Annotated in this window: 10 protein-coding genes; 4 read left to right on the top strand and 6 right to left on the bottom strand. The window is 48.9% G+C overall.

The features are described from left to right. Nucleotides 1–182 precede the first annotated feature (182 nt). On the bottom strand, nt 183–1514 hold the full coding sequence (locus ACN0YH_RS27845; protein ID WP_417382881.1) for a PQQ-binding-like beta-propeller repeat protein: 1332 nt from the start codon (nt 1512–1514) through the stop codon (nt 183–185). A 254-nt stretch (nt 1515–1768) separates the two neighbouring features. Further along, nucleotides 1769–3055 carry a hypothetical protein gene (locus ACN0YH_RS27850; protein ID WP_417382882.1) on the bottom strand — a complete coding sequence of 429 codons (1287 nt, stop codon included), beginning with the start codon at nt 3053–3055 and terminating at the stop codon, nt 1769–1771. Nucleotides 3056–3352: 297 nt separating this feature from the next. On the opposite strand from ACN0YH_RS27850, the gene ACN0YH_RS27855 reads away from it, so the two are divergent. From ACN0YH_RS27855 to ACN0YH_RS27865, 3 genes are read left to right on the top strand one after another with little or no spacing between them, the layout of a single operon-like run. Further along, nucleotides 3353–4123: an ABC-three component system protein gene (locus tag ACN0YH_RS27855; RefSeq protein ID WP_417382883.1), complete on the top strand. Its 771-nt coding sequence runs from the start codon at nt 3353–3355 to the stop codon at nt 4121–4123. Continuing rightward, nucleotides 4120–4341 carry an ABC-three component system middle component 7 gene (locus tag ACN0YH_RS27860; protein WP_417382884.1) on the top strand — a complete coding sequence of 74 codons (222 nt, stop codon included), beginning with the start codon at nt 4120–4122 and terminating at the stop codon, nt 4339–4341. The genes ACN0YH_RS27855 and ACN0YH_RS27860 overlap by 4 nt, the downstream gene beginning before the upstream one ends. Continuing rightward, nucleotides 4335–5951 (top strand): DUF2326 domain-containing protein, encoded by a 1617-nt coding sequence (locus ACN0YH_RS27865; RefSeq protein WP_417382885.1) that lies wholly within the window; start codon nt 4335–4337, stop codon nt 5949–5951. The genes ACN0YH_RS27860 and ACN0YH_RS27865 overlap by 7 nt, the downstream gene beginning before the upstream one ends. An 82-nt stretch (nt 5952–6033) precedes the next feature. On the opposite strand, the gene ACN0YH_RS27870 is transcribed toward ACN0YH_RS27865, so the two are convergent. From ACN0YH_RS27870 to ACN0YH_RS27880, 3 genes are all read right to left on the bottom strand, one after another. Beyond that, nucleotides 6034–7269: an MFS transporter gene (locus tag ACN0YH_RS27870; RefSeq protein ID WP_417382886.1), complete on the bottom strand. Its 1236-nt coding sequence runs from the start codon at nt 7267–7269 to the stop codon at nt 6034–6036. Nucleotides 7270–7571: 302 nt separating this feature from the next. Further along, on the bottom strand, nt 7572–7994 hold the full coding sequence (locus tag ACN0YH_RS27875) for a hypothetical protein (RefSeq protein ID WP_417382887.1): 423 nt from the start codon (nt 7992–7994) through the stop codon (nt 7572–7574). Between the two features lie 160 nt (nt 7995–8154). Beyond that, nucleotides 8155–8601, bottom strand: coding sequence for a MarR family winged helix-turn-helix transcriptional regulator (locus ACN0YH_RS27880; protein WP_417382888.1), 447 nt, complete (start codon nt 8599–8601; stop codon nt 8155–8157). Between the two features lie 306 nt (nt 8602–8907). Between ACN0YH_RS27880 and ACN0YH_RS27885 the strand changes: the two genes are divergently transcribed. Next, nucleotides 8908–10260, top strand: coding sequence for an alkyl sulfatase dimerization domain-containing protein (locus ACN0YH_RS27885; RefSeq protein ID WP_417382889.1), 1353 nt, complete (start codon nt 8908–8910; stop codon nt 10258–10260). 47 nt (nt 10261–10307) lie between these two features. Here ACN0YH_RS27885 and ACN0YH_RS27890 read toward each other — a convergent pair. Further along, nucleotides 10308–10574 (bottom strand): transposase (locus ACN0YH_RS27890; RefSeq protein WP_417382890.1); only part of this gene is annotated, 267 nt, incomplete at its 5' end.

Here is a 10574-nt window from a genome sequence, read left to right on the forward strand (position 1 = left end):
CCGCAGATTTTACAATCACCAAAAGCCCTGATCCAAAAATCAAACGCCGTGAGCAAACGCCGTGAGCAAACGCCGTGAGCAAACGCCGTGAGCAAACGCCGTGAGCAAACGCCGTGAGCAAACGCCGGGCCGAACAGGATTGGGGCAGGTCTCTTAAAATAGAGACCTGACCCCTTTAAAATCTACTGGTGAATGCAATACAGCTGGCTACCGGTTCTCAGGAGCAGGGAACCATTCACAATGCCCACGCCGTACATCGTGGGGCGGGAGAACATGGCGGCGGAACGGCGGCGTTGTTCTGAATCTTCGGCGGCGGTCGGAATGTTGTTGACCGGGGGTGCGTCTTCGGTCCAGAGTTCATTTTCTGCGACGACTTTGAATTCATCGCCTGCCTGTAAGACGGTGGTGACGCCGTTTTTCCCGAAGAAGTAAATGTGATCTCCCAGTCCGACCGGCGTGGCCCAGCAGGATTCCTTGATGCGGCTGGTATAAACTTCTTTGCCGCTGGTCGCATCGATACAGTAAACCACGCCGACCCGATTCACCCAGTACGCGTTTCCACGATAGACGATCGGGGTCGCCCAGGAAGGGACCGGGCTTGCGTTGGTCCAGACGAACTGAGGCTGCCAGGTTTGCTCTTGCTGCTTGATCTCAAACAGGCCGTTGGATTTTTTCGCCAGTTCGTTGTTATCGCCTTCCCGGCCGGGGGAAGCACCGATCAGGAATTGTCCGTTTCCAGCCGGGATGGGGCTGGTTTTGTTGTTACCGCCTACTTGTTCGTAGGTCCAGAGCTGTTTTCCTGTCTGGGGATCATAGCCGTCAACAGAACCGGCCGAACTGCAAACGACCTGGAATGTCTTATCCACCGGAACCAGCATGGGGGAACTCCAACTGACGCGGCTCTTGCGGGCGGTCTTCCATAGTTCTCTGCCGTCTGCTTTGCTGACCGCGGTCAGGTAGGATGGACCTTCGTCGTCGATCAGAATCATCACGCGATCCTGCCATTGGACCGGAGAGGCAGACAGTCCGAATTTATTCTGGGGGGCACCATAGCGTTTGGTCAGCGAAGCCGCCCACTTCCGTTTTCCTGCGTGCGACAAGGCAACGATGTCGCCACTTTCAAAGTAAGCGTAAATTCCATGCTCATCCAGAACCGGCGTAGGAGCCGCCCGGCTGATATACACGCTGTTTTTCTCAGGGTAAGTTGAAGGCTCAACATGATCCCAGAGCTGTTTGCCGGACTGCAGGGAATAGCAGGCGACGTGCAGTTTTTCCTTCTGTGGTCCCTCAACGGAGGTGACATACACCTGATCTCTCCAGATAACCGGGCTGGACTGACCATAGCCGGGAATGTCGGCTTTCCATTCCAGGTTTTTCCCAGGCGACCAGCTGGTGGGAACAGAATCGGCTTTGATGGCGGAGGCCTCCGCACCCAGAAAACCGGGCCAGCGATCCTGGGCAGATAATGGAGACGTCAACAGCAGGAACAGTAAGATGACAATACGCAGGCTCATTCGTTCTATCCTCATTTGATTCAACTCAGGGGAAACGCTCTCGGTCCCGATTCTGTCGGCTGACCAGAGAGTCCATCAGAGTGCGCGGATGGTTTCCTCCGGAATTGATTCACGGAGCCTGCCCAGTTTAAAGGCGGTGATCCTCACAACTGTATTTTAGCACGCGGTGACAGAATAGTACATTGACCCCGCGACTGTGACAGAAAACAGAGGAGCCGCTTAAGTGAGATCTGGATGTAGAAGTAAAGAAGGCTTCACTTTGTCTCAGGCAGGGCATAAACAGCGCATTCAGCGAAGAAGAAGGTGGCCATGTTGAGTTTGGAGTAATCGTAATGATTGATGGCGGCTTCGATGAGGTCTCGCTGGGAGCCGTCATCGGCGAGGGCGACAATGGCTGCCGCTGCGAGCGGGTTTTGCATCCAGGCCTGCTCGTACGATTTGCGTTCGCCGCGTCGGGTTTTGTCGCCTGTGCGGGCCAGGCGTTCGGCATCGGCCTGAGTCTTCTGCGGGAACCACGTGTTGTAAACGGCCCGCCAGTCCGCATTACCGAAGACTTTCGTGTCCTGGTTGTCAAACTTTTGATAGTCTTTGAGCGATACAAGGGCCTGCGTGGCATTCAGTTTCAACCCGGTGCGATAGAGTGCCCGCAGCTTCTCGTCCGTTTCCAGCGCGACGAGTTGTGCCAGCGAAGCCTGGGTGCCGACGTAGATCCAGAGCTGATGTGTATCGATGTGACGAATGGCTTCGCGGTCTCTGGCATAACCTTCCGCGCAGATCTCTGCTCGCGATTTTGTCGCATGTTCGGGAATCGCCGCTTGTGCTGCCTGGTAGCGATCCAGCCAGATCTGCTCCCCAGTCACGTCATACATGGCCCGTAGCAGGTACAGATAGCGAACGGCATCGCGAAACAGGTGCCCTGTGTATCCGCCACGAAACTGACCTTTGAAGGCACAATCGCCGGGACAGCGCCAGCCGGTGGACTCCAGCACATTCGCAACGGTTTTCATTTTTGCGACAATCTCCCGCCGTTCGTCCGTAGTGGGTAGATCGCTCATTACATACGCATGCAGGCCGTAAAACCAGGGATGCGTCTGATCGTCAGAGCCGAGCGGATAATGACAGACGCCGTCCGTGCCCACGCCACGTACGATCATGCCCGGCACCTCTGAGACCGACGCACATTTCATCAGCCCGCCTGCCAGCCGTCGCGCCTGTTCTTTGTCGACCGGATTACCCGTGCGCCGTGCCCGCTCGCAGATGGCAGGCAGATACAGACCCGTAAACATGGGACCGTCTTCAATAGGACTCCACCAGCCAATTGCGTTGGGCTTCCCCAGCCGACAGTCTTCCGGTGTCGGCAGATCACCGACAAAGTCATGAATGATGCCGTACGAGTCAACGAATCGACGCCACAATTCCGCATGCGCCTGTTCGACACCGCTGGGAGGTGGTTCCGTGACAGGTTCAGCGGCATCGACTGCAGAGAGTGAAGTCAGTAACGGAATGTAGAGTAGGAGTAAGCCGTGTTTTATTTTGTTCATTGACTTGTTCAACTTCATTTAAAGTCTCTTAATTTATCTACGGTTTGAAGATGAAATTATTTTGTATGAGGAAAAATAACTCCTGAAGATCAATTCGTTCTTAGCCGGTCAATTTAATGATTGAAAACTGCATTTCCATGCAAAGCTAAAATAGAATAGATGCTTGAACATTGGTTTACTCAGGGTATGATGTACGGCATATCATTTGAATACTAATTAAAGCTTCTAACGATTAATGCACGAAGGTAATAGTTCACCAAAGTAGTCTTATATTACTTCAGTCCATCATTGGCGATTATGAGCAAGAATAAAAGAAAAGATTACACTCCCGCACAAAATGTTGCTTTGACATGTCAGGTTGGCGGCGTGTGCCCTCTGTGTACTGAACCTCTCTTTCATATAAAAAAAGGCAAGAGTTATAAGGCTTATGAGATTGCTCATATATATCCATTGAACCCATCTCCAGAAGAAATTGAATTACTCAAGGATGAAGAGAAATTAAGTGATGATGTTAATGATGAAAAGAATGTCATTACATTGTGTGAGACTTGTCACGGGAAGCTGGATAAACATAGGACGGTTGAAGAATACAGATTATTGGTACAGCTAAAGAAAAGATTTCTCGAAAGATCTTATCAAGAGCTTCTCTGGAAGCAATTCGGTATCGAATCCGAACTCGTTTCAATTATTGAATCTCTATATGAACTAGACATAACCGAAATCGACAACGGTGTAGATATTGGTTATGACCCAAAAACTATTAACGATAAAACAAACCAAAGTATCAGTAGACCTACCGTTCGTAAAATACGAAATAATGTGACAGACTATTACAGTTTTATTAAATCACAGCTAGCTAATCTCGATAAATCAAATGCTGAATTTTCGAATCTAGTTTCACTTCAAATAAAAACCTTCTATACAAAACAAAAACAGCAGCAAATCAGCCAGCAGGCTGTTTTTGATAACATTGTCAAATGGATTCAGATGAAGACAAAACCCCAGAGTAAGGATGGAGCAGAGATTATTACATCTTTCTTTATCCAAAATTGTGAGGTTTTCGAGTGATAGTCCCCAATAAATTCACTTCACTAGATCAATCGCTTCTTTCTCAACTTCCTTTGATCTTAGAGGAACTTGAAAATGAAGTAACTGTTTATGATTTATATCGAAAGACACAGAAGAATTTTGAAGATATTGGTGAGTTCATTTTAGCTCTGGACTCCTTGTTTGTTCTTGGTCGTATTGAACTTGATGTTGACAAGGAGTCAATAAAAGCATGTTAGTAGAGATTCATTGCGATAAATTTAGGACCACTCCGGTCACTTTCACAGAAGGGCTGAATGTTGTAGTTGGTGATAGTGTGGCAACCAACTCAATCGGAAAATCCACCTTTTTAATGGTGATTGATTTTGTGATGGGGGGAGATACTTTTTATGAACACAACAAAGATGTGATAGACGAACTTGGGCATCACGAATATTTTTTTAAATTTGAATTCGATGGGATAGTTCATTCATTTATGAGAGGTACAAGTGATTCTGAAATTATATTTAAATGCACTGATGATCTAATTATAGGAGATTCAATTTCCACTAAAGAGTATCGCGAATTTCTAAGTGATTCATATGGAATAAATCACTTAGGGCTTACATTTAGAAAAATGGTTTCACTGTTTTCTAGAATTTGGGGGAAAGAGAATCTTAACCCTTATCGCCCTCTTACGGAGCATAAAAAAAACGAGGCTTCAGAGTCTCTTGTCTTTGCACTCAAGTTATATCAAAAATTTGACTCTATTGAGAATTTGACAGCAAGGTTAAAAGAAAAGTTATCAGAAAAGAAAGCGTTTTCTGATGCCTTTAAAGAAAATTTAATTCCAAAAATTAGCAAAAAAAAATACGTTCAAAATCAAATTGCTACTGAGCAGATCTCTGGTGAACTGGATGACATCAAGAATCATCTGGAAAAATACGCAGTTAATATTAGAGAGATCGTAAATAGTGAAGTCGAAGAAATTAAATCTGAAAAAGATAATCTTCTACAATCTAAATTGCTCGTCGATATAAGATTAAAACGTGTCGAAGAATCGTTAAAAAAGAATAAGAATGTTCGGAGTAAAAAATTTGATGTCCTAAAAAAATTCTTCCCAGAAATTTTAGATGAAAAAATTGCTGAAGTAGAGGAGTTCCATTCGGATATCGCTAAAATATTAAGAAAAGAACTTAAAGCCAGTGAAAAGGAACTGTTGGTCGAACAGTCCCGCATCAACGACGTGCTAGCTGAACTTGACGATAAAATGAACTCAATTCTTAGCAAAAGTAATATCGATAATCCTGGAGTCATAGTGGACCGGGTTTATTCGCTATCATCCAATATGCGGACGGCAAATTTAGAAAATAAATATTACGATCAAAATATTGAACTAAGTCAAACGGTCAAAGATCTTAAGGGCGAACTTAACGATTTAAAGAAGCTCTTACTTACAGAAATTGAAAACTTGATAAACCCTACTCTGAGGGAATTATCTTCAATTATATATAGCTCAAGTAAAAAGAGCCCTTACCTGTCCTTTACTTCCACTAATTACAATTATGAAATATTTGAGGATACTGGTACCGGTAAAGCATACTCGAATTTAGTTTTATTTGATTGGGCAGTATTTATGACATCCGATATACCTATTCTTATTCATGATTCTCTACTGTTCAAGAATGTGGAAAATGAAGCAGTTGCAAATATGATGTCAGTATATGAGCAGTTTAATAAGCAAGTCTTTATTGCAATTGATGAAGTTCAAAAATACGGAGAGGAAGCTGAAGAAATTATTGATCAACACACTGTTCTTCGCCTCTCAGACAAACATGTGTTATATATCAAAGATTGGCGCAAGAAGTAATCTTTGGACTCGCATCTATAGATTTATAGAATATCCAGATGTGCTAACAAGGTAATTAGAGGCGTAAGGAATTCTCTCTTCATCAGGCGGCATACCGTCGTGCCGTGAAGGCCCAGTAGAGGGTTGAGACCACCAGAAACAGGGCGCTGATGGCGCAGACGCCTGACCAGCCGTAATGGGTCCAGCTCCAGACGCTGCCTGCGGCGCCCAGTGATCCGCCGGCAAAGTAGGTGACGATGTAGATCGTGCCCAGACGATTGCGTTCTTCGGGGGCCAGGCTGTAAATCCGCGACTGGTTGCCTACGTGAACCGCCTGAATGCCGAGGTCCATCACCACGACGCCAATTCCCAGTCCGAGCAGGGTTTCTCCCCAGAGATAAAAGATGCCGAATGAGGTGAGGGTGAAGAGCTGAAACAGTCCGATGATCGGCCGGGCACCAAACCGGTCTGCCAGGCGTCCAATTATTCCGGCGGTGATGGCGCCTCCGATTGCCAGCAGTCCCAGCAGGCCGGCCACATCACTGCCGTAATTCAAGGGAGGGCGCTCGAGGTGAAAGGCCAGCGTCATCCAGAAGGCACAGAACGCCGCCATGCTCATACTGCCAAACAGGCACGATTCCCGCAGCACGGGTTCTGAACGAAAGATCTTCCACATGGAGGTCAGCAGACGAAAGTATCCCAGGCGGATCTGTGGCTGTGTGCCAGGCAGGTAACGCCAGAGCAGAACAAACAGGCAGACGAGCATGCCCGCGGCGAGGAAATAAATGGACTGCCAGTCGATCAGCTTTCCCAGGAACCCGCTGATCGTCCGACAGAGCAGCAGGCCGGTCAAAAGTCCGCCGACCACGGTGCCGACGACCTGACCCCGCTGTTCCGGGCTGGCCAGACTGGCGGCGAGGGAAATCGTCATATGTGTGCCGGTGGTCGCCAGTCCCAGCGCGAGGCAGGCGAGCGAAAGTGAAACGACTCCATGAGAAGTTCCGACGAACAGCAGCGCGCAGATCGAAAGGAAAACCGAGATCAGAATCAGGGGGCGGCGGTTGAAGATATCGCCGAGAGGCAGAATCAGCAGCATCCCCACGGACTGGCCGATCAGACTTAGAGTAGCGGCACTGCCGACTTCTCCTTCTGTCAGCCCCAGGTCTATGGCGATCAACCCCAGCAGAGGCTGCATGTAGTACAGGTTGCCAACCACCATCCCGACCGTAGTCGCGAGGAGCAGTGTCATGCTTTTACTTAAGCGTTCAGCGGGAGGAGCGGAATGTCCCTCTCCGTCAGTCTTGGCAGGCGGGGTCTCCTGTTGCGTTGTATTTGTCATCACACGTTGTATCTATCTGAAAAGCGGTCTCTCAGCAGGGCGCTATATTTAGGGAAGAATCTAATCCTGAATCGGGGGGCGTCTCGCCAGAGGGACACCTGCACCGGTTTCTGGTTCAGTGCCAGCCCGGCGGAAGCGAATGTTTCGGAAATCCACTTCCAGGTCCGAGTAGGCGTCAATGGAGATTGTTTCAGATCAGCGGGTTTCGTGCCAGTCTCCGCTGGCCGATGATTCGTCAGGCAGATCGAAAAGATGTTACCGATGGTAAGTTGATAAGTACAGTGCAGAGCATACCTGGTCTTTTATTCTGCTTCAAAGCAGCCTTTGTACCAGTCGAACCATGCGTAGATGAGAAACGCGTTGCAAAGAAAGTCGGGAATTCCCAGCAGCAGGTACTGGTTGGCGATGAAAATACAGTACAGCAGGATGTTGACGGTATAAGGGAGAGCGATCAACAGCGCGAGCGGCGTTGTACGACGAACGAACAGCAGGCTGCCTGCAATGAACTTGACCAGCCCCACCCAGAAGATGATGTAGCCTGTGTTGTCCAGTGCCTGCATAAAGTCGTGTAATGCCGAAGGTTCGTCGGGCAATGGGTAGCCTTGAATGCCTAATTTCATCGTCATCAGGCCCGTCGATACCAGGAATAAGGCGAACAGGAACCGTGCGGGGGTTGCAAGTTTCGGGTGTCGAACGCGTTTTGAAAGTGTAGTAACTTCATTCATGGACTGGTCCGCCTTTCGTGTTTATCGGCACTGGGGTCTGTTTCTGTTTCAAATCGTTTCCGTTTTTACTTTTTTCTTCCATTCGTATTTAACACGCGTAAAGCGCCTGCATCGTCGATACCGTTCTTCTCCGGGTGTCGAACACGTAGCAGCTTAGGTGTCACTTTTCTGATTCCAGCTGAATCAGATTATCTTTCATCTGACGCATGGCTTTCATACCGATTTCCCATTCTTCCGCCGTCAATCCCTGCTTCAAACTTTCCCGTAACGCTTTAGCAGCGGGCAGGATCTTGTTGATCTGCCGGGTCCCTTTAGAGGTTGGATAGATCAAAAATGCGCGACCGTCACTCGGATCCTGCTTTCGTCGTACAAGCCCTTTTGCAACCAGTCCATCCAGTTGACGTGTAATCGTGGTTTTGTCACGCAACATGATTTCCGCGAATTCTCCCCGACGAAGTGGCTGTCCAGACTCAACCAGCACCATCAACAGCGCGGATTCTTCTGCCGAAAGTTCGCAATCGTTATTTGCCAGCAAATCCTCGACTCGTAATCGAAATAGATAGGCCAGGCGACTGATCAGGAATCCCGGGCGTTCCTGCTGTTTCATGCGTGTTCTCGATAAAGGGGGAGAGATTAATATTTCGTGCAAAACGCGAAATGGGGTTGACGCTATTGTGTATGAGTGTATTATACACATAATATTTGCTGTGACAAGTCCCCTCGATCTCATTGAGCAAAATGGAAATAATTTGATCACGAACGATGCTTTCGGTTATCGTTGAGGTCAGCCGGATGATCTCGACATTCGCAACTCTGGGGCACATAAACTGATACATCCTAAACAGGAGCTGTTCTCCGGTTTGAGATAATTCACCCCTGGTACGATCTCACACTTTACTTAAAGGAATATAAAATGAGGCAATGGTATTTTCTGATCGCCATTCTACTCCTGACGACCCCGCTATTCGCTCAAGACAATGCTGCGTCTCAAAAACTGACAGAGCAATCAAAGCAATTTGATGAGCAGGTCATTAAAGTCGCCGAGAATGTTTACACGGCGGTCGGCTTCAGTGTCTCCAACGTCTCGATGATTGTCGGCGATGACGGCGTTGTCATTATTGACACCGGCATGATGGTCGGTGACGCCAACCGTATCATGGCAGAGTTCCGCAAGCTGACCGACAAGCCCGTCAAAGCGATTATCTTTACGCATTCGCACGGTGATCACACCGGCGGAGCAGCAGCGTTCATAGGAAACCAGCGTCCACAAATCTGGGCACACAAAAACTTTGGCAGCGAAGCGGGGCCCCTGGTGGCCGGTGGTGTCACTTTTCAAAAGGTCCGCGGTGCAAGGCAGGCAGGTTTCAAACTGCCGCCTGAGCAGAGAATCAATAACGGAATCGCACCGGTCCGTTATCCCAAGCGGGGCGGTCAGGCGTTCGCTTCGGGGGATGCGACCAAACCAACACACTTCCTGGAAGGTGAGCGGGCAAAGATTAAAGTTGCCGGGCTTGAACTCGAACTCGTCTCATCACCTGGTGAGACAAACGACCAACTGTTTGTCTGGGATCCAACGGGGAAAGTCCTCTTTGCCGGAGACAACTTTTACCGTTCGTTTCCGAATCTGTACGCGATTCGAGGGACTCCCAATCGCAGCGTGCGGCTGTGGGCAGAGAGCCTGGGTAAACTCGCTGACAAGGATGCGGCTGCCCTCGTCGGTGGTCACACCAATCCGATTCTCGGAGTCGACAAGGTCAAGCAGGTGCTCAACGACTACCGGGATGCCGTTCAATTCATTCACGACAAAACCGTTGAAGGCATGAACAAGGGAATGACGCCTGACGAACTGGTCGAGTACGTGGAGCTACCCGAAAATCTCGCCAGCAAAGACTATTTGCAGCCATTCTACGGGCATCCTGACTGGGGCGTCCGCAGTGTCTTCAGTGGATACCTGGGCTGGTTCGATGGCAACCCTACCAACCTGTTTCGACTCTCGCCGAAATCAGAAGCGGAGCGTGTCACAAAGTTGGCTGGAGGAGCAGACAAGCTGCTGGCAGCGGCCCGCGAAGCTTTATCCACAGATGACAATCAGTGGGCCGCGCAACTTGCCGACCATATGTTAGCGCTGGACAAGCACAATCCAGAGGCGCAGCAGGTCAAAGCCGACGCGCTGACCAGGCTCGCCCGCGACATGGTCAACGCTACCGCCCGCAACTACTACCTGACGGTCGCTCGCGAGCTGAGTGAAAAAACAAAACCGGAATGATATTATAAAAAGGGGTCAGGTCTGCTCTGTAGAAAAGGTCTTGTGAGCTACAAGATCATGATGTTATGTGTGATGGTTCTCAGGACAATTTCGCGGCACTGTGACCAGTAGGAACGTGCTCGCAGCGCTGACCCCTGCATGCGTTTGATCATACTGTTAACCGTTTCCACCTGCCATCGTTGACCATACTTTTCTGAGTTTAATCGCGTTGTCATAAGTCGTCTCCAGTACCCTTTGGGTAGTTTTTTGGTGGGACGCCCACGTGTGGCGGGGATGATCGTTCGCATGCCATGTTCCTGGCGTGCAAACAGGTG

It is taken from the genome of Gimesia sp. (assembly GCF_048262075.1).
Lineage (GTDB): Bacteria > Planctomycetota > Planctomycetia > Planctomycetales > Planctomycetaceae > Gimesia.

Excerpts from the sequence above, each read along its gene's own strand:
- ACN0YH_RS27845 (WP_417382881.1), bottom strand. The coding sequence starts at position 1,514 with ATGAGCCTGCGTATTGTCATCTTACTGTTCCTGCTGTTGACGTCTCCA.
- ACN0YH_RS27850 (WP_417382882.1), bottom strand. The coding sequence starts at position 3,055 with ATGAACAAAATAAAACACGGCTTACTCCTACTCTACATTCCGTTACTG.
- ACN0YH_RS27855 (WP_417382883.1), top strand. The coding sequence starts at position 3,353 with ATGAGCAAGAATAAAAGAAAAGATTACACTCCCGCACAAAATGTTGCT.
- ACN0YH_RS27865 (WP_417382885.1), top strand. The coding sequence starts at position 4,335 with ATGTTAGTAGAGATTCATTGCGATAAATTTAGGACCACTCCGGTCACT.
- ACN0YH_RS27870 (WP_417382886.1), bottom strand. The coding sequence starts at position 7,269 with ATGACAAATACAACGCAACAGGAGACCCCGCCTGCCAAGACTGACGGA.
- ACN0YH_RS27875 (WP_417382887.1), bottom strand. The coding sequence starts at position 7,994 with ATGAATGAAGTTACTACACTTTCAAAACGCGTTCGACACCCGAAACTT.
- ACN0YH_RS27880 (WP_417382888.1), bottom strand. The coding sequence starts at position 8,601 with ATGAAACAGCAGGAACGCCCGGGATTCCTGATCAGTCGCCTGGCCTAT.
- ACN0YH_RS27885 (WP_417382889.1), top strand. The coding sequence starts at position 8,908 with ATGAGGCAATGGTATTTTCTGATCGCCATTCTACTCCTGACGACCCCG.